This window comes from Enterococcus sp. DIV0901a (assembly GCF_051711525.1).
GTDB lineage: Bacteria > Bacillota > Bacilli > Lactobacillales > Enterococcaceae > Enterococcus_B > Enterococcus_B faecium.
In genome coordinates this window covers 759,484-785,415 of the sequence record NZ_JBIOMW010000001.1, presented here as the reverse complement: position 1 = coordinate 785,415, position 25,932 = coordinate 759,484, and the positions used below count along the sequence as shown (strand labels likewise).

Genomic DNA, 25,932 nt, shown 5'->3' with positions numbered 1-25,932 from the left:
AAAGATATCGTCTCTTTAACTTTATCATAGATAAAAGTCCGTGACAACTCTATATAAATGGAATAACAGCTGAAAGTTCAAAACTTTCAGCTGTTATTCTTATGACTGACGTAAGACGTCTTGATATTCTGGTTTCTTTTCAAACTCTTTTTTTGCATAAGGGCATAAAGGAATGATCTTTTTCCTGTCTCGTCTTGCTAATTCTACTCCAGTATACACTAGCTTTTCAGCTAACTTTTGACCACGATATGCTGGATCTACAAATGTATGGTCAATGATCATGATGTCTGGGCCCGCATCTGACCATGTCATTTCTCCGATCTCTTGTTGTTCATCATTGAATAAAGCAAGACGATTTTTTTCTTCTTTGATTTCCATATGCCGCACTCCTCAAATAACTGATATTTTTTTATTCCTACCTTATTTTAGCAGTCTCCTGATCTATAAACAATTATTTATCCTCGAATTACTTACAAAAAAGAAGAGAAAATTAATTCATCGTTATTCTTTGTTCAATAAATGAAAAAATCACTGTCCAATAGGTTTTCGGATCTTTCATCGATGCTTCCAAGTGTTCTGCTTCTGGAACAAGCAGCAGTGCTTTATCCCCTGCCGTAGCATTTTGAATCGTGTACGCTGCTTCTGTAGGGACAAAATGATCTCTTTCACCATGAATGACCAATAAAGGCAGATGGTTGCTGCCAAGCTGTCTCGTAGCTGACGCTTGCTTTAAGGAGTAACCGGCGTATTTCTGGGCATAATGATTCGCATATCTCATGACCATTTTTTTAGGAAAGACAGTGATTTTACTTAACATATATCGGAATTCTGCATAAACAGAAACATATCCGCTGTCTAAAATAAATCCTTTGACCGCTGATGGAAGTTTTTCACCACTTGCCATCATGATCGTAGAAGCTCCCATTGATCCGCCGTGTAAAATAATGGACGCATTCGGCTGTTCATCTAAGATGAGTTGAATCCAGGCAATTAAATCTAGCCGATCTAGCCATCCCATTCCGATGATTTCTCCTTCACTTTCTCCGTGCGCACGTAAATCAGGTACAAGAACGTTGAATCCTTTCTCTGCATATCTTTTACCTATATGAGACATGTCTCTTTTCCCTGTGCTTCGGTAATCATGTACGCAAATGACCCATTTATTCTGCTTATTTGGATGGATGAACATCTGACCAGCTAGTTTCAACCCGTCATAACTTTTGATTGTTTTGGGTGTTCCCTGCTCCCAAAAGCTTTCACACTCTTCTTCTAATTTTTGTCGTTTTTTTTCTACTGACGTGACTGCAGCAGGGTCCATCAAACGATGACCAGTGTCTTCATACCAGTCATATCCTCTCTGTACTCCCGCTCTTACTAATTTCTTTGCATAAAAATAAGAAAGAAAATGGTAACTGATCCCTATAATTATCAGAATAAGAATGAAATAAAAAATAACCATTGTACACCCGCCGCTTTCTGCCAAACTATAATCTAACTATTATCCAATGTACCGATCCATAGGATTCTTTATTTTCGGCACACGTAAATTCCATTTCTTTTTCATTGTATCATTTACTTAAAGTTCTCCTCAATAGATTTACTTGTAAGAGAGCATTTACATTCGCAATAAAAGCCAGTATACTAATTTCGTGCATTATAATCAAGACGCTCGTCTTGGACTGGTTCGGAAACTTCCCAGAATAAAAAACTAAGTATCTCTAAAGAAAGGAGATTGGAAATAATGCGAAAAGTAATTATTGATTGCGATCCAGGGATCGACGACACTTTAGCTTTATCATTAGCTGTCAAATCCCCTGATATCGAAGTAGTTGCTATTACCGTAGTTTGTGGGAATGTCCCTGCAGATATAGGTACGCAGAATGTGCTGAAATGCCTGGAACGCTGTGATCGTTTAGACATTCCTGTTTATCAAGGAATGGAAAAACCTTTGAAGCAACCTTTCATCAGTGCACAAGACACTCATGGTATGGATGGTTTAGGGGAAACAAATTTCCCGATGATCTTGAGAAAACAGGCAGAACCTCTCCATGCCGTTGATTTTTTGGCTGATTATTTCAAAGAAAAGACAAATACATCAGTCATTGCTTTGGGTCCTTTGACCAATATCGCTTTTGCTTTGAAAGTCAACCCAAATATTGGGAAACATATGGATCGTTTTGTCTCGATGGGTGGAACTTACAAAAGCCATGGTAACTGTTCGCCAGTTGCTGAATACAATTACTGGTGTGATCCTGAAGCAGCTTCTTATGTATTCGAGAATCTCAAACAAACGATAGAAATGGTTGGGTTAGATGTGACAAGAGAAATCGTCTTGACACCGACTATCCTCGAATACTGCTGTCAAATGAATCCTGAAGAGGGAGAGTATCTAAAAGCGATCACTCGTTTTTATTTTGACTTCCACTGGAAACAAGAAAGAATTTTAGGATGTGTCATCAATGATCCGTTAGCTGTTGCTTATTTTATCGAGGGGGCCATCTGTGAAGGTTTCAAAAGCTTCACTGCTGTGGAAACTCAAGGAATAAGTCGTGGACAAACATTGGTTGATCGTTATGAATTTTGGCAGAAACCTGCTAACAGTAAAATTATGACAAAAGTAGATACTCGTCTTTTTTTCCGAAAGTTTTTAACCGTTCTTTTAAATGCACAAGAAGAAACGATTATGAAAGATTTGGAAAGGTTAAAGATGGGCTAACAAAATGAATAAAAACAAAATGGCAACTCGCGTACTTACAGTGATGGCTTTGTGTATTGGGATCAATTATATTGGAGGAACGATTGCTTTATGGCTTCGTTTGCCAATCTATCTCGATTCTATCGGAACGATTTTTGCTGGTGCATTGCTTGGGCCTGTACCTGGAATGCTGACAGGATTGTGCAGCGGTATTTTAAGTGGAGTGACTACAGATATTTTTTCTCTGTATTATTCGCCAATCCAAATTCTCACAGGCTTGCTTGCTGGATTGATTTTGCCAAGATATCTCGGCAAAGATAAAAACAGCTTGAAACTGTTATTACTCGCTTTGATTTTGTCGGTACCTGGAACGATCGTTTCTTCGATCATTACCGTTCAGTTATTTGGCGGGATCACCTCCTCAGGATCCAGTATGATCGTTCAGCTATTACATGGGTTAGGTTTAAGTCAGACAACAAGTGTGATCTTGGTACAGGCAGGTACAGACTACCTTGATCGTTTGTTGTCTATCGTCGTTGTTTCATTAGTCATCACTATGTTGCCACAACGCTTGATATATTCAAAAAGAAAAATAGGCTGAATAAACAGAGCTGGATTAGCAAAATAATGCTAATCTGGCTCTGTTTTTTCATTTATTAAAAAAATCTTACGCTAAGTAGGATAAAATAATTCCTTGATATTTTTCAATCATATCCAAATAATTATCGATTTCAACATACTCATCTACTTGATGAGGCAAAGTAACGACACCAGGCCCAAAGACGACAAAGTCGAAGGAATGGTTAGCTTTCGTAAATTCGGCTGCATCCGTTGTTGCTGCCGCTCCAACTAAAGGTAATGGCTGGCTGAATTGTTGCTGAATGCAATGAATCAAAGGAGAATCTGGATCAGCTTTGACAGGTATTTTGTTGTAATCGATCATCAATTCCAAATGATAGTCTGTCTCTTGATTCAATTCATTGACGATTGATTGCAGCAATGCAATGATTTTATCATTTGGGTATTCTGGAATCGATCGAATGTTCCCTTGGAGCTGCGCATGGCTTGGGATGCTGTTGACTTGATTCCCGCCACTGATCAATGTAACATTATGGATTGTTTTTCCTAGGACAGGATTCTCGATTGTTTCAGCGAGGTGATTCATTTCAGCATTTGCTTTCGTAATGAATTCATTTAGGTGATTGATTGCATTATAACCTTGGTCTGGCATAGAGCTATGCGCTTCTTTTCCGTGCGAGGTGACTGTATAGTTGATTGATCCCATGTGCGTATACATCAAACTGTAATTGGTTGGCTCTCCGATGATCAAGGCATCTAAGTCATCTACATAGCCTGCTTTCGTGAGCTGTTCCCCACCTAGTTCACCCACTTCTTCTCCGACAGTGGCTAATAATTTGACTGTTCCGTTAAATGGTTTTCCTGACTCTTTCAGTTCGATCATGGCAATCACCATTGCTGCCAAGCCACTCTTCATATCTGTAGCACCACGTCCGTACAAACGGTTCCCATGGATTTCTGCTGCAAAGGGTGCATAGGTCCAAGACGATTCATCACCAGCCGCCACGACATCCATATGCCCAGATAGGCCTAACACTTTTCCTGATTGGCCCTTTTGGTAACGAGCAATCAAATTATCTCTACCATCTCTGTAAGAAACAATCTCTCCTGTTATGTCATGCTTTGCCAAAAGCTTATTCAAATAGGCTGCTACTTCACCTTCGTTTCCATTCACTGATTTAATTCGGATGATCTCTTGTAAAATCGCGATTTTTTCTTCTTTTTTCATCTAATCCTCTCCCTTGCCATTTCTTTTTATTGTATTTGAGTGTGCTCGAATTTTCAAATAGGAGCAACCAAAGTAAAAATGAAGAAAGAGAGCCACTTTATGAAAAATATGCTGCTACTTCCCTCCTATTTTATTTATACGAGAGGACTTGCCCATAGATTCCTATTCTACTGTTCTATCCTTAAAAGCTCTTATATGATGCTAGTTATTGTTAGCTTTCCTTTTTCAAGGATGAGCTTTTCTTGTACCATTCTTTGTAAACATCATATACAGAAGCTAGTTGCAAAAAAACTCTCTACCTGCTGATATTTCAGCAAGTAGAGAGTTCGATTACTTAACTAAGTGATCATACTCGACTATCTTTCAATAGTCGATCATGTATCTTCATTAGAAAAGAATTATTTGTTTTTTAAGTTGTAGAAAGATTTCAAACCTTTGTATTCTGCAACTTCACCAAGTTGGTCTTCGATACGTAGTAATTGGTTGTATTTAGCAATACGGTCAGTACGTGATAGAGAACCAGTTTTGATTTGGCCAGCGTTTGTTGCAACAGCGATATCAGAGATTGTTGAATCTTCTGTTTCACCAGAACGGTGAGATACAACTGCTGTGTAGCCAGCTTCTTTAGCCATTTCGATAGCTTCGAAAGTTTCTGTTAATGTACCGATTTGGTTCACTTTGATAAGGATTGAGTTAGCAATTCCTTTTTCGATACCTTCAGATAATTTTTGAGTGTTTGTTACGAACAAGTCGTCACCAACTAATTGAACTTTGTCGCCTAATACGTCAGTTAATTTCTTGAATCCGTCCCAGTCGTTTTCGTCTAATCCGTCTTCGATTGAGATGATTGGATATTTAGAAACTAATTCTTCGTAGAATTTGATCATTTCGTCAGTTGTTTTTTCGCCTTCGCCTGAATCAGCTAGTACGTAAACACCTTTTTCTTTGTCGTAGAATTCTGAAGAAGCAGCATCCATAGCAAGAACAACGTCTTTACCAGGTACATAGCCAGCTTTTTCGATTGCTTCGATGATTACTTCAAAACCTTCTTCGTTTGAACCAAGGTTTGGAGCAAATCCACCTTCGTCACCAACAGAAGTTGCTAATCCGCGAGCTTTCAAGATTGAAGCTAATGCGTGGAATACTTCAGCACCCATACGTAGAGCTTCTTTGAATGTTGGAGCGCCAACAGGCATGATCATGAATTCTTGGAAGTCGATTGAGTTATCAGCATGTGATCCGCCGTTGATGATGTTCATCATTGGTGTTGGCAATACTTTTGTGTTGAATCCGCCTAGGTAGTGGTATAAAGGTACTTCTAGGTAGTCAGCAGCTGCACGTGCAACAGCGATAGAAACACCTAAAATAGCGTTCGCACCTAATTTACCTTTGTTAGGAGTTCCGTCTAAAGCGATCATAGCTTTGTCGATAGCCATTTGGTCACGAACATCGTAGCCAATGATTGCTTCAGCAATGATGTTGTTTACGTTGTCGACAGCTTTAGTTACACCTTTACCGCCATAACGAGCTTTGTCTCCGTCACGTAATTCAACTGCTTCGTATTCACCAGTTGAAGCACCTGAAGGAACCATTCCGCGGCCAAAAGCTCCGCTTTCTGTGTATACTTCTACTTCGATTGTTGGGTTACCACGTGAGTCTAAGATCTCGCGAGCGTAAACATCAGTAATAATTGACATGTTTTGTCTCTCCTTTGAGTTTGTTTTTTCCTAAGGGATTTCCCTCATATACGATTTTAGTTAATTTTGCTCATTAGTGCAAACATTTCTTGCATTTTTCGCAAATTTTCAACAATTATTTTACAGCGTCTAACAATGACAAGAATGAATCTGCTTGCAAGCTTGCGCCACCGACTAAAGCACCGTCAACATTTTCTTTTGCCATGTATTCAGCAATATTTTCTGGTTTTACAGAACCGCCGTATTGGATACGAACTGCTTCTGATACTTCTTTTCCATAAAGTTTTTCAACTGTTTGACGTACAACTCCACAAATTTCGTCAGCGATTTGTGCGTCAGCTGATTTACCAGTACCGATTGCCCAGATTGGTTCATAAGCAATAACCATGTTTGACACCTGTTCAGCTGAAAGATCAGCTAAACCAGCTGTAATTTGTCCTTCGATCCATTCAGCAGTTTTGCCTGCTTCATAGGTTTCTAAAGATTCGCCACAGCATAGGATTGGTGTCATACCATTTGCAAAGATAGCTTTCGCTTTTTTATTGATGTCTTCGTCTGTTTCATGGAAATATTCACGACGTTCTGAATGTCCGATGATCACATAATGAACACCTAGATCAGCAAGAGCTGCTGGTGAAGTTTCACCAGTGAACGCACCTGAGTTTTCCCAGTAGCAGTTTTGTGCTGAGATTTTTAGTTCTGTACCTTCAGCTGATGTCATTAATTCTTGTAAGAATAATGCAGGAGATCCGATGACTGAATCAACTTTGTCATTTGAAGGGATTTTGTTTTTTACTGCTTCAGCAAATTCTTTTGCTTCTGATGCAGTTTTGTTCATTTTCCAGTTACCTGCGATAATAGGTTTACGCATTGAGGAACACACTCCTTAATTTATTGAAAAATGGCTAGGGAGTCATGAAAACTCCCTTCACCTTTTGTTCGATTACTCGTCAGAATTGAGCAAACTTGGTCGTTTATTTATCGTTGATTGCTGCTAGTCCTGGTAATTCTTTACCTTCAAGCAATTCCAAGCTTGCGCCGCCACCTGTTGAGATGTGTGTGAATTTGTCAGCAAATCCTAATTGTTCTGCTGCTGCGGCTGAGTCTCCGCCACCGATGATTGTTGTTGCGCCTTCTAAGTTAGCGATTGCTTCACAAACACCGATTGTACCTTTAGCAAAGTTACTCATTTCAAATACACCCATAGGTCCGTTCCAAACAACTGTTTTTGCACCTTGTAATGTATCAGCAAATAATTTTACTGATGCTGGGCCGATGTCTAAAGCCATCAAACCATCAGGAATGTCTCCTTCGACTACTTGTGTTTCAACATCATTTGAAAATTCTGGTGCACAGACATTGTCGATTGGCAAGACAAGTTTGTCGCCTGCTTTTTCGATTAATTCTTTTGCTAGTTCCACTTTATCAGCTTCTACTAGAGAGTTACCGATCTTGATTCCTTTTGCTTCGTAGAATGTGTAAGTCATTCCGCCACCGATCAAGATTTTATCTGCTTTAGGAATCAAGTTTTCGATTACGCCGATTTTATCAGAAACTTTTGCGCCACCAAGGATTGCAATCATTGGGCGTTTTGGTTCTTCTACTGCTTCACCGATGAACTTGATTTCTTTTTCCATCAAGAATCCAGCAACTGTTGGGATACCAGTTGAAGCGATACCTACGTTAGAAGCATGCGCACGGTGAGCTGTACCGAAAGCATCGTTAACAAATACATCGCCTAATGAAGCCCAGTATTTACCTAGTTCTGTATCATTTTTGCTTTCTTTTTTACCGTCAATATCTTCAAATCGTGTATTTTCGAATACGACAACATCGCCGTCATTCATGTTGCGGATTGCTTCTTCTAATTGTTCTCCGCGAGTTTCAGGTACGAATGTTACTTCTTTACCTAATAATTCGCCTAGACGTTTTGCAACTGGAGCTAAAGATTTTCCTTCTTTATCTTCTTCTGTTTTTACACGTCCAAGGTGAGAGAAAAGGATTGCTTTTCCGCCTTGTTCTAGAACGTAGTTGATTGTTGGCAATGCTGCTTTGATACGAGTGTCGTCAGTGATCACGCCGTCTTTCAAAGGAACGTTGAAGTCAACACGGACAAGAACTTTTTTGTCTTTTAAATCGATATCTTTCACTGTTTTCTTAGCCATTTTATTTCCTCCTGAATAAACTTATTATCAAAAAAAGCGGAAGAAGCGCGATTGCTTCCCCGCTTTTAAATGTACATGTCTATAATTTACACTTGTACGTTTGTCTATCTTATAAGTTAGCGAAGTATTCTAAAGTACGTACTAATTGTGCAGTGTATGACATTTCGTTGTCGTACCAAGCAACAGTTTTAACTAATTGTTTGTCGCCAACTGTCATTACTTTAGTTTGTGTAGCATCAAATAATGAACCGTAAGTCATACCAACGATATCTGAAGAAACGATTTCGTCTGTGTTGTATCCGTAAGATTCGTTTGAAGCTTCTTTCATTGCTGCATTGATTTCGTCAACAGTTACTTCTTTTTCAAGAACTGTTACTAATTCTGTTAATGAACCTGTTGGTACAGGAACACGTTGAGCAGCTCCGTCTAATTTACCGTTCAATTCAGGAATTACTAAACCGATAGCTTTAGCAGCACCTGTTGAGTTAGGAACGATGTTTGCAGCAGCAGCGCGTGCACGGCGGAAGTCACCTTTAGGATGAGGTCCGTCTAGAGTCATTTGGTCACCTGTGTAAGCGTGGATAGTTGTCATTAATCCTTCAACAACACCAAATTTGTCGTTCAATGTTTTAGCCATAGGAGCTAAACAGTTAGTAGTACATGAAGCACCTGAGATAACTGTTTCTTTACCAGTTAATGTTTCGTGGTTTGTGTTATAAACGATTGTTGGAACATCGTTTCCGCCAGGAGCAGAGATAACAACGCGTTTAGCACCAGCTGTTAAATGTTTTTCAGCTGCTGATTTAGAAGTGAAGAAACCAGTACATTCTAGAACGATATCTACGCCTAGTTCGCCCCATGGTAATTCTTCTGGGTTGCGGTTAGCTAATACTTTAACTTCTTTTCCGTTTACGTTGAATGAACCTTCATGAACTTCAACTGTTCCGTTGAAACGTCCTTGAGTTGTGTCGTATTTTAACAAGTGTGCCAACATTTTAGCATCTGTCAAGTCGTTGATTGCTACTACTTCGATTCCATCTACATCTTGGATACGACGGAATGCTAGACGTCCAATACGTCCAAAACCATTAATACCTACTTTAACTGTCATTTAAGATTTCCTCCTTATGAAAATCAAAAAAATATTTATTTTAAAGGGTTACCCCTTTTAAAATCTCATTTGCAGCAGCTTCATCAGTGATGAGCCACGTTTGTTTTGGTGCATTTTTCATATAAGCTCGAATTGCTTTAGCTTTTGATTTTCCGCCCGCGATTGCCATGATGATCGGGACTTTTTCCAAATCTTGCAATTCTATGCCGATTCTAGGGACCTTATAAACGACTTCACCTTTTTCATTGAAAAAGTAGCCAAAAGATTCCGCAACAGCATTTGCTTGTTTCAGCATGACTAATTCTTTTTCAGTCATCTTACGACGTGCTGCCATGTGTAATGCACGCCCAATACTATGAATAACACAATTCGCTTCACTAATCAAGTTTAAGACTTCTTGGATAGATGGCTCATTGAGTAAAGAATTGTAAGTTGCCAGACTTAATTGTTCCGGAACATAAAGTGCACGGTGGTTACCGTTTGCTTTAGCAGCCATTCTTGCACTGACAGAATTTGCCTGTACAGTTATCGCTTCACCAATCCCGCCTCTTGCAGGGACAAACAGGTTATGCCGTTTCTTATTTTCCAGATTAGACAATTGTTCGGCTACCACAGCCATAGTAGTTCCTCCCATCACAGCGATGATATTCTCGCCTTCTGGAAGTAGTCGGTCTAGGGCTTCGCTCAGCGCTTCGCCGAATGCATCAGCCACTTTGGTCTGCTCTTCGCTGTTTCCTGAAACAACGATACAGCGTTGGTTACCAAAATATTCTGCCAACTGTTGTTCGGTTTGATGCGTACCTAAAAGCTGATCCATGAAGTTTTCAAGGCTTTGATAAACTTCTTCGCCCTTAGTTGTCAGCGTCATACCGCTTTTTGAGGTGTCGATCAAATTCAGATTTTTCAAAAGGTCTGTTTCTGTTCGTAATACTCGTTCTGTGATCCCCATACTTTCCGATAAACTTCGACGTCCAATCGGCTGCATCCAATAGATATTTCGTAAAATTTTATAGCGTTCTTGCAACACTTCGATAATATCTGGTGCAACAGATTCAATCATTTTTATTTCATCCAGCATAGCGATCTCCTTAGTTGGACACTTTACGTCCAATGTAGACTTAAAACGACCCATATACGATAAAAAAAGAAATTAACTATTCGAATTTCACATCAATAAAGGGAAATCTCAACCTCACGACTGTAAGTCTAACAGTTTTGCTCTCGTTTTTCAACTAAAAAGACTAGAAAAAGTGAAATACTTTTTCTAGTCTTTTGACTGATTAGTTATCATAACGTTTTCTTTTTGATGAACTCGGGATTCCTAATAAATCACGATATTTTGCTACTGTTCGTCTTGAGATCGCTATCTCATCTTTTTTCAGCAATTCAACCAATTTCTGGTCAGACAACGGCTTGTTTTTGTCTTCTTGATCGACTAATTCCTGCAACTTTTTCTTCGCTGTATCTGCTGAAAGGTTTTCTGTCTGTTCTGTACTATTCGTAGGAATTCGTGTAGTGAAAAATTTTTTTAATTCAAATACACCGAAATCTGTTTCCAAATATTTCCCGTTGACTGCACGACTGACCGTGGATTCATGCACATCTATCTCAGTTGCAACTTCCTTTAACGTAAGAGGCTTGATTGGACGTTCCTTGTCGATAAAGAAAGCTTTTTGCCGGGAAACAATGACTTGAGCAACCCGCAAAATTGTATCCCCACGTTGTAGGATCGTTTTCTTCAACCATTCGAATTCCTGTTTCCGTTCTTTTAAATAATTTTCAGTTTCTTTATCTGCTTGTTGTGACATTTGTTTGAAGTAACTCTCTTGAAAGCGTATATTTGGCTGATTTTTTCGGTTTGAGATAACTTGTACATTTTTATCGTCGTCCACTAATACCCGGACATCAGGAATAATGTACAATTCGCTGCTACGGTCGAAAATCCGGCCAGGGCTTGGACTCAACGTTTGTAAATAGTCGAATATCTGCTGAACAGCATGTAGATCAACAGAAAAACGTTGTGCGATTTCTTTCCATTTTCGCTCCACCAGTTCCTCAAAACATTCTTCCAACACGATATAAGCTAATTCCGGCGCATAATCATCTCGTTCTGTTTGAAGCATGAGACATTCTTGCAAACTACGTGCACCTACTCCAGCTGGTTCTAATTGCTGAATCAGAGTCAACGCATCGAGCATTTGGATAGGCGTAGCTCCAATCTCTTTTCCGGCTTCTTCTAAACTAATCGTCAAAAATCCGTTCAAATCGATGTATTCTACAAGATAAAGAACGATTTTCCTCAAAAAAGTATCTCGGTAATTCAAATGGACTTGTTCGATCAATGAATCAAATAAAGACCCTTTTGTATCAGGAATCTGATTTAGGTAATTTGTCTCTTCTCCTTCATAAGAAGATGAAGAAGCTTTTATGTAATCTGGCTGCCATTCCGGCTCAACAACTTCCACCAATGGATTTTCCATTGCTTGATTCTCAACGAATGCCAACAGCTCCTCACTGTTATATTGTAAAACTTGGATGGACTGTTGCAACTGTTGCGTCATGGCTAGTTTCTGTGTCTGCTGCTGTTTTTGTGAAAAATTTTGCTCAAATTTCATTTTTTTGTCCAATCCCCTTGTAATTTTTTATCTGTTTAGTTACAATTATCCCAGTGCTTGCGTCCTTAGTGTAGTGGATATCACGTAAGATTCCGGTTCTTGAGACGGGGGTTCGATTCCCTCAGGACGCGTTCTACTGCTATTTTAGCATAATTTACGAATAGTTGCTTCTTTATTTTTAAGTGAAAACTGTCCGCCAAAGAAAATTGGTGGACAGCTTTTTGTTGTATCTGTATAGATATTGTTAAGCCTTTGCAAGTAAGGTAGTTATGTGTTCAACTACTTATTCAAATGTGTTATTTATTAAAGATACTTGTCTCACTTACTGAACTGGTCGATGATCATTTCTGCCATAGTAGTTCTCGACAGCCGTTGGATGCCCTAATAAATCGCCAACTGTCGTGATACGATAGCCTTGCTCTTTCAGATAATCGATCACTTGAGGAACGGCACGAATCGTTTCAGGATAGATATCATGGAATAAAATAATTGCCCCATCGTATACTGTTGCTTGGATTTTCTGCAAAATCAAGTCAGGATTTCTTGTCTTCCAATCTTCTGAATCAACAGACCATTCGATGATCGGTCGCTGGATGATCGTTGCTCCTACATTCGTGACAGAACCATAGGGCGGACGAACAAAAGCGGGGGTTTTGCCAGTGACTTTTTTGATCTCAGTGTCTGCTTTCGTCACTTCCTCCGTCATCGACTGGGCAGAAAGAGTGGCCAGATTCTGATGATCGTATGTGTGATTGCCAATCTCGTGCCCTGCTTCAGCTGTCTGCTTCACGATTTCAGGATGCTGCGCCGTATTTTCTCCTAAGACGAAAAAAGTGACATGCACGTTTTTTTCTTTTAAGATTCGCAGAAGCTGCGGCGTTGTGGTCGCTCCTGGTCCATCATCAAAGCTGATGGCAATACTTTTGACAGCCGTATCTCGGCTCGTTTTTGTACTGTCTTGTGTTGATTGTGATGACTGACTTTGTACCTTTTTCGCTGATTCTTGAATGGCTTCTTTGACGTTAGCTGTTTCAGTTGATTGGCTTTTAATGGTTGATTGTTCTGATCGTTCTGATTGTTCTGATTGTTTGAAAGATTGTGACGAATGCTCCGAAGAGTATGTTTGCCCTTTTACTTCGGTGATCAAGGAGGCCACCGAAGTAATTTCGAAAAACAAAAGCACGGATAAAGCAATAATACTGATAACTAAGTAATTTCTTTTCACTATATCTCTTCTTTCTCTTTTTCTCTTCTTATTATTTACTTGTACTTACTTGAAAATTGAAACTGCTAGTCGCAACTACTTCTCGTCTAATGATCCAAATAATCTTCCGATGCCAAAATCGTTTTTGTCACGGACTTGGGAATGACAAATTCTGGTGTACCCATATAACCGGGAGCAATTTCGTATTGAGAAAAAGTCAAAACTAATTGATGCTCTTTGTTCAAATAAAAACTTCGTGTAGGCGTAACAAGTGTTGGTTTTTCTATCGTCCCTTCTTTAATATCTTGCTCAGTCCAATAGTACTTAGATGGATCTTCCTTGACTTGTTCGGCCATCTGCCGTTTAACTTCTTTTGTCAAAACAGATAGATAGGTGTCATCTTTGAATAAAAGTGGAAGTGAGAGCTGGACACTGTTTTTCTTGTCGATTGTGTCGTATCTTTTTTCAACATGGCTATCTGCTGCTGTTTGGGTGATCTGCCTTTCAATCACGAGAAACCGGTTATCGTCTACGATTTTCTGATAATCTCCCAAAACTTGGTAATGATCCGTTTCAAAATTTCCATATTCTTTTTCAGCTTTTTCAAAATCTGCTTGTCCTTCGCGAAAGTATTTTTGATTTAATCCATGAATTGTTTTATTTTCTTTCTCATTTTGTGTATTGATCTTCGGTACCTGAATATCGATTTTTTCAGATCGATCAGTAAAGCGCTCGCCTAAGATCAATTCAATGACTGATCCTAAGATGGGTAAATCTTCTGCAAAGCTTCGAACTTGACTATTAAAAAGAAGACTACTTGTTGTAATCATTACGATAGCCAAAGATACTCCGAACCCTTGGAGACGTCTCTTTCTCCGCCTTGCTTTTATAAATGATTGCTCTTCGATAATAAAACGCTGGCGGATCTCCTCTTTAAGCCCTTTGGGAATTGCTTGTTCTTTATAAGTTTTCTTTAGTTTTTTTAAATTTTCTTTTTGGGAATACATGGCACTCTTCTCTCCTTCATTCTAGGATTTGACGTAAAGCATTCAATGAGCGGTACATTTTCGTTTTAACTGTGTTTTCATTCATATCCAAGATAGTCGCAATTTCTTTCAAACGAAATCCTTCAAAAAAGTAGAGGATCAGAATCTCTTTTTCCGGACTGTCTATTTTATCTAAAATCATATGGAGCTCTGCAACGGAAGTTTCTAAAGGTAACTGTTGGGGGATATCTTGAATTTCAAATAAGTCCACAGGCGTCCTTTTTTGCCTGCGCCAACTATCTAATGCCGTGCGGATCAATATCCGATAAAACCATGCACTAAAATGCTCGATCTCTTTTTCTTTTTCAAAATAGTTCAGGGCTTTATGAAAACTATCTTGCATCACATCTAAGGCCTCTTCTTTATCATGTACGTAATTCATCGTGATACGGAACATTTTTTGATAATCAGTTTCGATGAGTCCATTCAGCAGGTGACGGTATTTTTCGATCTGCCGTTTTTTCTTATATCCAGTAAAAATCATTCTCCACTCCTTTCTGCCTCACTTAATATGACGTACAAGGTGCGCTAAAAGTTTCAATTATTTTATATTTTATGTATTTACTTGGGATTTTTATATACAAAAAAGAAGGTGTGACAAAAATCGTGTCACACCTCCTTATTCTGATAGGCTGATCCGTCTCTGTCACAACCTCTCGTAAGAAAATAATGTTTATTCTTTTTCAGAGTCAGAAAATTCTTCCTCTTCATAATCTTCATCATCATCGTCTTCGTCTATGATACTTAAATCTTCTTCGATATTTCCTGGCAAGTCTTCTTCATCATCTGTCGGGTCATCTGCTCCGATTTCTTGCAAGTCAGAATTATAAGCAGCGATTTCTTCATCTTCATCATCATCGTCATCAAACAGATCATCGTCATCTTCTTCTGTCAGATCTGTATCTTCTGGGTCATCGTCATTGTAATCGATCGCGTCTTCATCATCATTGATAAAGGCGTTGACTTTCTTGCGTTTACGGCGACGTGGAGTATCTTCATCCTCTTCGTCCATTCCATGGTTTACTTCTTCATCGATCGAATCGATAGCATACCATGAACGCAAGCCCCAACGATTATCCCCTAATGAGATAAAGCTGCCGTCAATATTCAAGTCAGTATAAAATTGTGCGAGTGAATCACGAATTTCACTGTCTGATTTCCCAAGATAGTTTTGGATCTGGTTAGCTAAATCAGAAAAATCCATGACATCGCCACGTTGTTCTAAGATCGCGTGTGCTACTTCGATCATTGATAATTCGCTTTTGTTTGCACCTTCAAATACACTAATTTCCAATCAGGACACGTCCTTTCACAGTCTACTCCTTATCATACAAAATCAGACACAAAAAATCAAACTTTTCTTTTATATTTACGCTGTAAAATCCAAGGTCAAATAATATTCGCCGATTTTTTCCGGTCCCATGAACAGATCATAATCGATTCGAACCTTCCCTGCTGTGGGACGGTCTTTCAAACTAACATGCAGTTCTTTCGTAAAAGTAGCAATCTGGATCATACCGTATGGTGTTCGATAGGATGTTTCTAACCGTTCTTTATAGCCAAATTTCAAACGCATCCGCATTTCTCCTGCACGGATCAGCTGTACATGACCATCTGGAACTAATTTGATCGTTACAGGAATCTCATCGCCCGTCTCCTCCTGAATCTCTTTATAACGTATGTACAGCGTATCGCCAATTGTCACCATTTGCCCTTTCAAATCAAAATAAAAATCTTGCACTTCCCCTTGCTGTTTTACTTTTGTACGCAATTTGATTGAAATCGGTGTTCCTTGTGATAATTCCATTATTCATTCTCCTTTACTTCTCATAGCTACATTGTTCCTAGTTTCTTTTGTTTTGTCAACCAACTTGTCCATTTTTACAGAAAACCTTTTTTCCAAAACAACTCCTTGATTTTAGAGTATAATATTGTAGAAAATATGAATTTATACAAAGGAGCCGGTTGAATGAACCCTGCGATTCGACTAGATCAGCACATTTATCAAAAAAACGACTTTTCCCCTTTTGCATTAACAGATATATTAACGGAATATTCTAAAGAACACCAGCAAATCTTTTTACATTTCTGGCAATATGACTGCACAGTCATCTTAGGTATGAAGGATGTTCGAACTCCTTTTCTAAGTGACGGGATCCAAACACTGAAAGATGCAGGTTACGCTCCAGTGATCAGAAATTCAGGTGGATTAGGGATCGTATCAGATGAAGGAATTTTGAACATTTCTTTGATTTTCCCCCAAAGTGACACAAAAAAAATAACCATAGATGACGCTTACGAGCAAATGCTCCTATTGACTAAATACGCTTTTCCAAAGGCACCGATACAAGCATTCGAAATCACCCATTCTTATTGTCCTGGAACTTATGATTTAAGCATCCATGGCAAAAAATTTGCCGGTATCGCTCAGCGTCGGATCAAAAATGGGATTTCTGTTATGATGTACTTAAGTGTCAACGGTAATCAGGAAAAACGCGGGCAAGTCATGAAGCGATTTTATCAATCTGCTTTAAAAGAAGACTTTGGTACAAATGGCTATCCTGCAGTGGATCCTGCTACAATGGCAACACTTGAAGAACTGCTTGACCAACCCCTTTTTGTAAAAGAAGTCAAAGAAGCATTTGCAAAAGCTTTTGAAAAGCTGTATTCTGCAAGTGATTTACAGGATTCTACCGACTGGCTAAAAAAAGAAATCCAGCTGGAGCAATGGAACAACCAAATCCAGAGAATGGAACAACGTAATAACATAAAGGAGCTACATTATGACAACCCCTTATAAATATCAAATGCTGCCTATGGAAAAAGTTTTTCGTGATCCAGTCCATAACTATATCCATGTCCAGCATCAAGTAATCTTAGATTTGATCAATTCGAAAGAAGTCCAACGTCTACGACGCATTAAACAATTAGGCACTTCTTCTTTCACTTTTCACGGAGCAGAACATAGCCGTTTTACTCATTCATTAGGCGTTTATGAGATTTCAAGACGAATCTGCGATATCTTTTCTCGAAATTTTTCAAAAGAAAAAATAGGCAACGGAGGCTGGGATGATCAGGAACGGCTGGTGACTTTATGTGCGGCACTGTTGCATGATGTCGGTCATGGTCCTTACTCTCATACATTTGAACATATCTTCCATACGAATCATGAAGCCATCACTGTAGAGATCATCACTTCTCCAGAAACAGAAGTGTATCAGATTCTTAACCGAGTAGAAGAAGGTTTTCCTGAAAAGGTAGCTAGTGTGATCCAAAAAACTTACCCCAACCCACAAGTTGTCCAAATGATTTCTAGTCAGATCGATGCGGATCGAATGGACTATTTGCTTCGGGATGCTTATTTCACTGGAACAGAATATGGAACATTTGATCTTACCCGAATATTACGTGTGATTCGTCCTTATGAAGGCGGGATCGCTTTTTCCATGAGTGGCATGCATGCAGTGGAAGATTATATCGTTAGCCGATATCAAATGTATGTGCAAGTGTACTTCCATCCTGTTTCCCGCGGTATGGAAGTGATTTTGGAGCATCTGCTTCATCGCGCACACGAGTTGTATCAAGAAGATGCCAGCAGTTTTGAACTCCATTCTCAATTACTTCTGCCATTTCTTGACGGAAGCTTTACTTTAGAAGAATACCTCAAACTTGATGATGGGGTCTTGGGCACTTACTTTACTCAATGGTCTGAATCTGCTGATCCTATTTTAAATGATTTAGCTAAACGTTTTTTGAATCGTAAACCACTGAAATCTGCTACTTTTTCTGGCAACCGGGATTCAAAATTAGTCCAAGAACTCACTTTGTTAGTAGAAAAGGTCGGATATAATCCTGTTTATTACACTGCTGTGAATTCTAGCTACGATCTACCTTATGATTTTTATCGCCCAGAACAAGGCAGACATCGCACACAAATCGAGATTTTGCGAAATGACGGAACTTTGATAGAATTATCACAGGTTAGTCAGCTTGTTGCTGCATTAGCGGGACAAGAACAAGGAGATGAGCGATTTTTCTTTCCAAAAGAAATGGTTGATCCGTCCTTGCGTGATCATTATGATTTATTTGACGAAACTTATCAAGAATTTGCCAGCCATATCCGTAATGGCGCATTGATTGAAATAAATTAAAATATATTGGAGGAAATTATGTCTATCAAACTAGTCGCTATCGACATCGATGGTACTTTATTAAATGAGAAAAGAGAAGTAACAAAAGAAGTAAAAGAAGCGATTGCCGCTGCTGTTGCAAAAGGTGTTTCGATCGTTTTATGCACTGGCCGTCCCTTACCAGGTGTCCAGGAACAGTTAAACGAGTTGAACCTTTTTCAAGATAATGATTACGTTATTACTTATAACGGGGCACTCGTACAACAAACGAAATCAGGTAAAATCATCGCCCGTCACGGACTGACTCATGAAGATTTCCTAGAGATCGAAGTGATGGCACGCCGTGTCGGCAGTCATCTCCATTCGATCGATGACAAAGCGATCTACACGCCTAATCGAGATATCAGCGCTTATACGATCCACGAAGCAAGTTTAGTCAAGATGCCGCTAAAATATCGAACACCTGAAGAAATGACACCAGACATGAACATCGTCAAAATGATGATGATCGACGAACCAGAAATTTTAGATGCAGCAATTGCGCGTTTACCGCAAACTTTCCGTGATAAATACACAACGGTCAAAAGTGCGCCCTATTACTTCGAAGTACTAAATAAAGAAGCAAGTAAAGGTGCGGCAGTTGCGAATCTCGCCCAGCACCTTGGTATTGATCAAGATGAAATCATGGCTATCGGAGATAACGAGAACGACTTATCCATGATTGAATATGCTGGTCTAGGAGTAGCAATGGGAAATGCCGTTTCTCTTGTCAAAGAAGCAGCAAATGTCATCACTTCATCAAACGACGAGCACGGTGTAGCTGAAGCAATCAAAAAATATGTACTGTAATAAATAAAAAAACTGAGAGAAAGCTGATCTACTCGCTTTCTTTCAGTTTTTATTTTTTTCGATCCATCTCTCGACTGCCCATCGGTGGCTACCACGTTTCAATTTCACAAGCGCTTCTTGAGGGCTCACCCACCAAATTTTATTGGTCTTTTCAGTTGGTTCTCCTATACGCTTCCAAGAATCAGCAACAAAGAAATATCCTGGATTATAATAATAAGTTGCACGATAATTCGAGTAAAAATACTCATCAGCTTCTCCCAGATAAGAAGAAATTTCTGCCACAATTCCCATTTCTTCTATCAGCTCACGGACAATCGCTTCTTCTTTCGTCTCTTCTCCTTCAATTTCCCCGCCAGGAAGAAAAAAAGCACCATTTGGAGCCTCGATTACTGCAATCTGCTGATCTCTTTCTATGACAATATATGCTGCATAACGGGTTTGATAATCAGCAAATTGCTTTTTTTCACCAAAAATTGGTTTATCCATGAATAGTTTCCACCTTAACAGTTTTATTTTCTATCCATTTTACATGAGAAATTTCTCATGAACAAGCACAAATCAACTATTTCCTTACTTCTTTTTGTTATGATTGAGTAAAAGGAAAAGGAGAGATGAATCTATGAAAATGGCTCACACATGTGTTCGAGTGAAAGATCTTGAAGCATCAATCGAGTTTTATCAAAAGGCATTTGGTTTTGAAGAAAGCCGCCGCCGTGATTTTCCAGAAAACAAATTTACACTTGTTTATTTGACACTTCCTGGGGATGACTATGAATTAGAGTTGACTTACAACTATGATCATGGTGCGTATGATCTAGGAGACGGCTATGGTCATATCGCTATTGTAGCTGATGATCTAGAAAAATTACACGAGCAACATAAAGCTGCTGGTCTTGAGATTACTGACTTAAAAGGATTACCTGGCACTGCGCCTTCTTACTACTTTGTCATTGACCCTGATGGTTATAAAATCGAAGTCATCCGAGGATAGTTAGTATGGGGCATTTTACTCTTGATTGAATAAAAAACAAACACCAATAATTAAAATGAGACGCAAACTTTTCATTAAATTGAAAAAGTTTGCGTCTTTTTTTAACAACCATTGTAGCTATAAGGCTGCCACTCTCCACCAATTTATTTTTAATTCATTTGAAAGAAATCAAATAAACGAGGTACCTTTAGAAAACAAAACTGCTTTTCCTCCTATTATCACACGATCTTCTTTTAATTCACATTCTAGATCCCCGCCCCTTGATGACATTTGATAAGCTGACAATTTTGTTTTATTCATTCTTTCTGCCCAATAAGGAATAAGATTAGAATGTGCTGATCCACATACTGGATCTTCATTGATTGTTAATTTTGGAAAGAAGGTTCTAGAAACAAAGTCTTTTTGCACACTTTCTGCTGTCACGATGACTCCTATTCCTAATTCAAAATTTTTGATAGCTGTAAAATCTGGCTGCAATTTAGCCACCGTTTTTTCATCTTCTAATACGAAAAATAAATCACGCGCTAAGTAGGCTTCTTTAATCTTAGCCCCAATCGCTTCTTCATATTCAGACAATATCGGCACTTTTTTCGGCATAATACTAGGAAAATCCATGTAATAATAATCTTTAATTCTTGTCACAAATAGATTACCGCTTTGAGTAGAAAATTTAATCGTTTCATCAGGTATTTTGTAATAGTTAAATAAAACAAATGCTGTTGCTAATGTCGCGTGACCACAAAGATCGATTTCTCGATCTGGCGTAAACCATCTAAGCTCAAATTCTTGGTTTTTCTTCACTGTAAATGCTGTTTCAGATAAATTGTTTTCAATGGCAATTTTTTGCATCGTACCTTCTGGCAGCCATTCTTCTAGCACATAAACCGCTGCTGGATTTCCTTTGAACACCTCATCTGCAAATGCATCAACTACGTAATAATCTAAGTTCATTTTAAAGCCCCTTTCTCTAATTTGTTATAAATATATTCTGCACAACAAAGATCTTCAATAGCTAGACCAACTGCGTCGAAAATCGTCGGCCTCGATTCTCCTTTATAAAATGTTTTTTTCTCAGAAACTAATTCGCCTAATGTACCAACAATACAAGATTCCTCTAAATCTCCTTCTGCCATGGCTATAAGCAGGTCCCCGCTTTCTGTTAAGGCAGCTGAGTAATCATCTACATAGATTTGAGAAGTTTCCATCAACGATGTACTTATCTCTCTTGTATCAGGAGTAAATGTGCCCACAGCATTGATATGTGCGTCTTCCCTTACCCACTCTTTTTGAAGAAATGCCTCTTTACTAGAGGTCAACGTACAAATGATTTCCGCTGGACGTACTGCATCTTCTACTGATATTGCATTTATAAACGTTATTTTAGGATACTGTTTTTTAGCTTTAGCGATAAAAGTATTTCGTCTTTCTTCTAAAATATCGTAAACAAACACTGTAGTGATGGGACGAATGGTAGAAATCGCAGTCAAATGCGACAATGCTTGTTGACCAGCTCCAATTAAAGCAAGTGTTTCTGCATGCGGATTTGCTAAGTAATCTGTTGCCAGCGCAGATACAGCAGCTGTTCGAATCCAGGTGACTGCATTTGCGTTTATCAATGCTTTGGGTAGTCCGTTTTGAGCATCAAACAAGAAAATCTCTCCTAAATGAGAAGGTAAATGATACTGATGATTATCCGGAAAAGCGGTAATGACTTTTGTTCCAAAATATCTGTTCTCCCCCAAATAAGCAGGCATCATCGCAAACATATTTTTGTCTTTTCCGTCAGGTAAAATTTCCACCAATCGAGGATTTTGGCTGATTTTACCACTTTCATAATCAAAAAAACATTTTTTCATTACTTGAATCGCTTCTTCAAAACTAAAAGAAGCTACTACTTCCTCAAAATTAATAATTTTCATAGACAATTCCCTCCTCACAAAAGATTAACTTCTAAAATCAATACAATCAATGGTAAAATTGTATGGTATACAATTTTAAGGAGTGGAGAAAATGCCTATTAATTCTTATGACAATTACCCGTTAACTTGGCGACCAGACAAACAAAAATTGAAGCGTCCTTATTATCGATCGTTGATTCAACAATTAGAACAAGATATTTTAAAGAATAAATTACAGAAAAACACTCAGTTACCCTCCCAAAGAGAGCTAGCTGATTATTTAGATTTAAATTTTACTACCGTTGGCAAGGCTTATAAATATGGAATTGAGAAAGGTTTGCTGTATACGAATATTGGAAGTGGCACATTTATTTCTCCCAATGTCTTTGAGTCCATCACCATCTCTACCAATGAAGTAACCGAACATATCATTGATTTTGGTCTGGTTAGTTCTTTTGAAGAATGTAATAAATTCGTTGTCCCGTTTATTCAATCAACTAGTAATAACCCAAATCTTGTTGGTTTGCTTAATTACCAAGATCCCAAAGGCACAAATTTTCAATTGACTACTGCAGCAAATTGGTTAAAAACTCAAGGAGTCATTCCGTCCTTAGAATCTCTATCTATTGTTTCCGGTGTTCAAAATGGATTGGCTATCACACTTTCTGCACTTTTCTCTCCAGGTGATAGAATAGCAACAGACCGATATACATACGCTAATTTCATTGAATTGGCTCAGTTATATCATTTAGAGATCGTTCCAATTGATTTTGACGAGCAAGGAATGCGACCTGATATATTGATTCAGGAATGTAGAAAAAAGAAGATTCATGGTGTCTTTCTTATGCCTTCTTGTAATAATCCTATAGGGTTTCAAATCTCTCACAAAAGACGAGAGCAATTAGCCGAAGTGATTGAAAAAGAAGGTCTATGGGTTATTGAAGATGATATCCATTCATTTTTAACAACTTACTATCAACATACGATCATTCCTCCTTTCCAAAAATTATTACCTAACCAAACAATCTACTTAGCTGGAATGACAAAATTTATTTGTTCTGGATTGCGAGTTGCTTATCTTGTAGTTCCAGTACATGTCCAAAGCAAGATAGAACAAGCAATTTTTAATATAAATGTGAAAACTTCTGGATTAGATGTGGAAGTCATCACTCAAATCCTCCATTCAAATGAAGCAAATAGGATCTTAGAAACTAAATTAAGTCTTACGAAAAGAGCCAATCAGCTTTTTGATTCTCTTTTCAAAGTAGAAAAACCAACGAATCGTGTCCCTTACTATCGAATTCTTCCAGTTGATCCTGAGATTGACCCTAAGATAATTGAGAATGACTTTCTTGCTAACGGTATACGACTTTATCATTCCAGACGCTTTACTACACGTGCGCAACCAGATGCATTCGTTCGAATTTCCCTATCCTCTAATAACCTTGAAATTTTAGCTTCTGGACTAAGTATCGTAAAAGAAAAAATAAAAAAATATGAATTATAACCTATTGATAAATAAAGGAATCAAATCTTATTGATTCCTTTCAATAAAAAAGAGGCACTACCCGAGGTTCAACAACGGGTAGTGCCTCAAAAAATAAACGAACATTTTGCACTTAAAGTATCCAAGAAGCAAGAAAAATTATTTTATTTTCTTATTTTACTAAATCACTAGGTTTCTGTCAGAAGATGAAATTATCCAATCATGACACTTTCTTCTGGATATTTGTATTTTGATTGTGTTCTTTGTGCTTTTGTCATCAGAGAGAAGACCACAGTCAATACACCAACTCGTCCAATGTACATAAGCGCTATAATGATCAATTTCCCTATTGCAGTCAAGTCTGGCGTCAATCCCATCGTAAGACCTACTGTACCAAACGCAGAGAAGACCTCAAAAGCAATATATTCGATGCCAGAAGTTTTAGGTATCGTTTCAGTCACCGATAAAATCATGATGGCGACTACACACAACGTCAACGTAACAAAAAATAAAGTAAGTGCCCGCAACACTGCGCCTTGTCGGATGGTACGGCCAAATGCTTCCGCTCTCGTACGTCCTTTCAACATCGAACGCATCTGGATCAGCAACACACCTAACGTAGTTGTTTTCAATCCGCCGGCCGTCGACCCAGATGTTCCGCCGATGTACATCAAAAACATCGTTAAAATCAGACCTGCATGGCTCATATGGAGGTAATCAACTGAATAATATCCAGCCGTTCTAGGTGTCACACTCATAAAAAAGGTGTTTGCCAATCGTTGAAACATATTCCCTTCCACTAGCGTTGCCCCATTGCGCTCTGTGAAAAAGAACACAACGAATCCGCCTAATAAAAGGGTACCTGTAACGGTTAATGCGATTTTTGAATGAATCGTCATCTTCTTTTTCTGATGATATTCCAGTAAATCACGCCATACGATGAAGCCTAACCCACCAGAAATGATCAAAGCAGATACCACCATGATCAAATAAACATTTTGCTGGTGATTGGCTAAACTGTCTCCTAACAAATCAAACCCTGCATTACAAAAACTAGAGATTGCATGGAACAAACTGTACCAGATACCTTTCAACCAGCCAAATTCAGGCACAAATACAAAAGATAAAGCAACCGTACCAATCAATTGGATCACAAAGGCCAATTTCAGGATGTAAAGCATGAGCTTCATCACACCTGATACTTCTTCTAGATTCAGCGCTTCTTTTAATATAATACGTGTGCTGAGACTGACTTTCTTCTTTATCAATGCAAAGCATAGAATCGGAACCATCATAAAACCAAGACCGCCGATCTCAATCAAAAGCATGATCAAAAATTGACCAGCACTGTTCCAATGCTCTGCTGTATTCAATGTTGTCAATCCCGTTACACAGACAGCAGAAGTTGCAGTGAAAAGTGCATCGATAAAATTTGTCCCATGCCCACTATTACTAAAAAATGGTAGGGTAAGTAGGCCGCCGCCAACTAAAATCAGGAGAAAAAATCCTAATGCGAGAAGCTGAACAGCCGGCAAGCGTTTCTTTATTTGTTTGCTTTGTTTAATCATCGTTTTCCTCTTTTAAAAAAGGATACCACTTAGTCAGTGGTACCCATATTTTTTACTTTGATCAACCTTGTTACTTCTGCGCGCTCGTTTTCTTCCAGCTTCATACGAATATAATAGATCGTTTCTTCTAATTGAGGGATCGTCATATATTCTAATGCATTGACTCGCCGACGTGTCTTTTCGATTTCACTCGCCATCAGTTGACAAGTTTTTTCGATTTCTGTCAGTTCCAAAAGTTTTGGAAGCAGGGTAGTAAACCGATCGATTGACCGATCCAGTTCGGCACTGGAATTCAAATACCCGTATTCCAAAGGTGTGTCTGTCAGCTGTTCATCATATTCAAAATTCATCACAGGTACTTTTACACTCATGATATTTTTGTCTACGATAGACAAATCAACGTTTTCCGCCGGCAAAACAAATAATTCTTCGATGAAAGGTTCCGTGATCGAAGCATTTGCCAATACAAAATCAGACATTGCTTCTGTCATAGACTCTTCCATTTCTTGACGCAGCTGGTTGTTCTTTCGAATCAACAGGATGAATTGACGCATCAGTTCATCTTGCTTATCTTTTAATAATTTATGCCCTCTTGTGGCAGTTGTCAACTGTTTTTTCAATCGAGTCAATTCCATGCGGGTCGGATTCACATTCAATCGTGCCATCAGAA

26 protein-coding genes, 1 tRNA gene and 1 riboswitch are annotated in these 25,932 nt (G+C 38.6%); of the genes, 8 read left to right on the top strand and 19 right to left on the bottom strand.

The window, feature by feature from the left end:
- Positions 1–99: 99 nt before the first annotated feature.
- A complete protein-coding gene (locus tag IGL70_RS03665; protein WP_086299815.1) occupies positions 100–378 on the bottom strand; it encodes a GNAT family N-acetyltransferase in 279 nt (92 codons plus the stop codon).
- A gap of 112 nt (positions 379–490) precedes the next feature.
- Entirely contained in the window at positions 491–1,459 is a 969-nt protein-coding gene (locus IGL70_RS03660) for an alpha/beta hydrolase (RefSeq protein WP_002289477.1), read from the bottom strand.
- Between the two features lie 214 nt (positions 1,460–1,673).
- Positions 1,674–1,718: riboswitch (PreQ1 riboswitch) on the top strand.
- Between the two features lie 23 nt (positions 1,719–1,741).
- On the opposite strand from IGL70_RS03660, the gene IGL70_RS03655 reads away from it, so the two are divergent.
- Entirely contained in the window at positions 1,742–2,716 is a 975-nt protein-coding gene (locus IGL70_RS03655; RefSeq protein WP_002296444.1) for a nucleoside hydrolase, read from the top strand.
- A 4-nt stretch (positions 2,717–2,720) separates the two neighbouring features.
- Positions 2,721–3,296 carry an ECF transporter S component gene (locus tag IGL70_RS03650; protein WP_104873799.1) on the top strand — a complete coding sequence of 192 codons (576 nt, stop codon included), beginning with the start codon at positions 2,721–2,723 and terminating at the stop codon, positions 3,294–3,296.
- A 66-nt stretch (positions 3,297–3,362) separates the two neighbouring features.
- Here the strand turns inward: IGL70_RS03650 and IGL70_RS03645 are convergent, their stop codons facing one another.
- The 7 genes from IGL70_RS03645 to rpoN form a co-directional block, all read right to left on the bottom strand.
- Positions 3,363–4,502 carry an ArgE/DapE family deacylase gene (locus IGL70_RS03645; RefSeq protein ID WP_002295137.1) on the bottom strand — a complete coding sequence of 380 codons (1,140 nt, stop codon included), beginning with the start codon at positions 4,500–4,502 and terminating at the stop codon, positions 3,363–3,365.
- 398 nt (positions 4,503–4,900) lie between these two features.
- Positions 4,901–6,199: a phosphopyruvate hydratase gene (eno, locus tag IGL70_RS03640; RefSeq protein WP_002292812.1), complete on the bottom strand. Its 1,299-nt coding sequence runs from the start codon at positions 6,197–6,199 to the stop codon at positions 4,901–4,903.
- Between the two features lie 115 nt (positions 6,200–6,314).
- Positions 6,315–7,070: a triose-phosphate isomerase gene (gene tpiA / locus IGL70_RS03635; protein ID WP_002292815.1), complete on the bottom strand. Its 756-nt coding sequence runs from the start codon at positions 7,068–7,070 to the stop codon at positions 6,315–6,317.
- Positions 7,071–7,173: 103 nt separating this feature from the next.
- Positions 7,174–8,364 (bottom strand): phosphoglycerate kinase, encoded by a 1,191-nt coding sequence (locus IGL70_RS03630; RefSeq protein ID WP_104873800.1) that lies wholly within the window; start codon positions 8,362–8,364, stop codon positions 7,174–7,176.
- A 109-nt stretch (positions 8,365–8,473) separates the two neighbouring features.
- Positions 8,474–9,475 carry a type I glyceraldehyde-3-phosphate dehydrogenase gene (gene gap / locus IGL70_RS03625; RefSeq protein WP_002292818.1) on the bottom strand — a complete coding sequence of 334 codons (1,002 nt, stop codon included), beginning with the start codon at positions 9,473–9,475 and terminating at the stop codon, positions 8,474–8,476.
- Positions 9,476–9,515: 40 nt separating this feature from the next.
- Positions 9,516–10,607, bottom strand: a complete 1,092-nt coding sequence (locus IGL70_RS03620) for a sugar-binding transcriptional regulator (protein ID WP_002321448.1) — start codon at positions 10,605–10,607, stop codon at positions 9,516–9,518.
- 148 nt (positions 10,608–10,755) lie between these two features.
- Positions 10,756–12,090 carry an RNA polymerase factor sigma-54 gene (gene rpoN, locus IGL70_RS03615; protein ID WP_104873801.1) on the bottom strand — a complete coding sequence of 445 codons (1,335 nt, stop codon included), beginning with the start codon at positions 12,088–12,090 and terminating at the stop codon, positions 10,756–10,758.
- Positions 12,091–12,149: 59 nt separating this feature from the next.
- Here rpoN and IGL70_RS03610 point away from each other — a divergent pair.
- Positions 12,150–12,221 (top strand) — tRNA-Arg (locus IGL70_RS03610).
- 191 nt (positions 12,222–12,412) lie between these two features.
- On the opposite strand, the gene IGL70_RS03605 is transcribed toward IGL70_RS03610, so the two are convergent.
- From IGL70_RS03605 to IGL70_RS03585, 5 genes are all read right to left on the bottom strand, one after another.
- The gene (locus tag IGL70_RS03605; protein ID WP_113792380.1) at positions 12,413–13,315 is read right to left on the bottom strand and encodes a polysaccharide deacetylase family protein; all 903 of its coding nucleotides are present in this window, start codon (positions 13,313–13,315) and stop codon (positions 12,413–12,415) included.
- Positions 13,316–13,401: 86 nt separating this feature from the next.
- Complete coding sequence (locus tag IGL70_RS03600) at positions 13,402–14,301, bottom strand: RsiV family protein (protein WP_104873962.1); 900 nt, start codon at positions 14,299–14,301, stop codon at positions 13,402–13,404.
- Positions 14,302–14,317: 16 nt separating this feature from the next.
- Positions 14,318–14,824: an RNA polymerase sigma factor gene (locus IGL70_RS03595; RefSeq protein WP_002295126.1), complete on the bottom strand. Its 507-nt coding sequence runs from the start codon at positions 14,822–14,824 to the stop codon at positions 14,318–14,320.
- A 189-nt stretch (positions 14,825–15,013) separates the two neighbouring features.
- A complete protein-coding gene (gene rpoE, locus IGL70_RS03590; RefSeq protein WP_002292825.1) occupies positions 15,014–15,634 on the bottom strand; it encodes a DNA-directed RNA polymerase subunit delta in 621 nt (206 codons plus the stop codon).
- Positions 15,635–15,709: 75 nt separating this feature from the next.
- A complete protein-coding gene (locus IGL70_RS03585) occupies positions 15,710–16,147 on the bottom strand; it encodes a DUF1934 domain-containing protein (protein ID WP_002295125.1) in 438 nt (145 codons plus the stop codon).
- A gap of 162 nt (positions 16,148–16,309) precedes the next feature.
- Between IGL70_RS03585 and IGL70_RS03580 the strand changes: the two genes are divergently transcribed.
- From IGL70_RS03580 to yidA, 3 genes are read left to right on the top strand one after another with little or no spacing between them, the layout of a single operon-like run.
- Complete coding sequence (locus tag IGL70_RS03580; RefSeq protein ID WP_002295123.1) at positions 16,310–17,140, top strand: lipoate--protein ligase family protein; 831 nt, start codon at positions 16,310–16,312, stop codon at positions 17,138–17,140.
- The gene (locus tag IGL70_RS03575; RefSeq protein ID WP_002295121.1) at positions 17,124–18,491 is read left to right on the top strand and encodes an HD domain-containing protein; all 1,368 of its coding nucleotides are present in this window, start codon (positions 17,124–17,126) and stop codon (positions 18,489–18,491) included. Before IGL70_RS03580 ends, IGL70_RS03575 begins: the two co-directional genes overlap by 17 nt.
- Positions 18,492–18,509: 18 nt before the next feature.
- Positions 18,510–19,319: a sugar-phosphatase gene (gene yidA, locus IGL70_RS03570; RefSeq protein WP_002295119.1), complete on the top strand. Its 810-nt coding sequence runs from the start codon at positions 18,510–18,512 to the stop codon at positions 19,317–19,319.
- Positions 19,320–19,361: 42 nt separating this feature from the next.
- Here the strand turns inward: yidA and IGL70_RS03565 are convergent, their stop codons facing one another.
- On the bottom strand, positions 19,362–19,805 hold the full coding sequence (locus tag IGL70_RS03565; RefSeq protein ID WP_002295117.1) for an NUDIX domain-containing protein: 444 nt from the start codon (positions 19,803–19,805) through the stop codon (positions 19,362–19,364).
- 133 nt (positions 19,806–19,938) lie between these two features.
- Between IGL70_RS03565 and gloA the strand changes: the two genes are divergently transcribed.
- Positions 19,939–20,310 carry a lactoylglutathione lyase gene (gene gloA / locus IGL70_RS03560; protein ID WP_002334120.1) on the top strand — a complete coding sequence of 124 codons (372 nt, stop codon included), beginning with the start codon at positions 19,939–19,941 and terminating at the stop codon, positions 20,308–20,310.
- Between the two features lie 168 nt (positions 20,311–20,478).
- Here gloA and IGL70_RS03555 read toward each other — a convergent pair whose 3' ends face one another.
- Positions 20,479–21,261, bottom strand: coding sequence for a PhzF family phenazine biosynthesis protein (locus IGL70_RS03555; RefSeq protein ID WP_002295114.1), 783 nt, complete (start codon positions 21,259–21,261; stop codon positions 20,479–20,481).
- The gene (locus IGL70_RS03550) at positions 21,258–22,229 is read right to left on the bottom strand and encodes an ornithine cyclodeaminase family protein (RefSeq protein WP_002334119.1); all 972 of its coding nucleotides are present in this window, start codon (positions 22,227–22,229) and stop codon (positions 21,258–21,260) included. Before IGL70_RS03550 ends, IGL70_RS03555 begins: the two co-directional genes overlap by 4 nt.
- A 91-nt stretch (positions 22,230–22,320) precedes the next feature.
- On the opposite strand from IGL70_RS03550, the gene IGL70_RS03545 reads away from it, so the two are divergent.
- Positions 22,321–23,715 carry a PLP-dependent aminotransferase family protein gene (locus tag IGL70_RS03545; protein WP_002325072.1) on the top strand — a complete coding sequence of 465 codons (1,395 nt, stop codon included), beginning with the start codon at positions 22,321–22,323 and terminating at the stop codon, positions 23,713–23,715.
- A 191-nt stretch (positions 23,716–23,906) separates the two neighbouring features.
- On the opposite strand, the gene IGL70_RS03540 is transcribed toward IGL70_RS03545, so the two are convergent.
- Together IGL70_RS03540 and IGL70_RS03535 are read right to left on the bottom strand one after the other, a co-directional pair.
- Positions 23,907–25,262, bottom strand: coding sequence for a TrkH family potassium uptake protein (locus IGL70_RS03540; RefSeq protein ID WP_002295106.1), 1,356 nt, complete (start codon positions 25,260–25,262; stop codon positions 23,907–23,909).
- Between the two features lie 29 nt (positions 25,263–25,291).
- Positions 25,292–25,927: a V-type ATP synthase subunit D gene (locus IGL70_RS03535; protein WP_002295103.1), complete on the bottom strand. Its 636-nt coding sequence runs from the start codon at positions 25,925–25,927 to the stop codon at positions 25,292–25,294.
- Positions 25,928–25,932 lie beyond the last annotated feature (5 nt).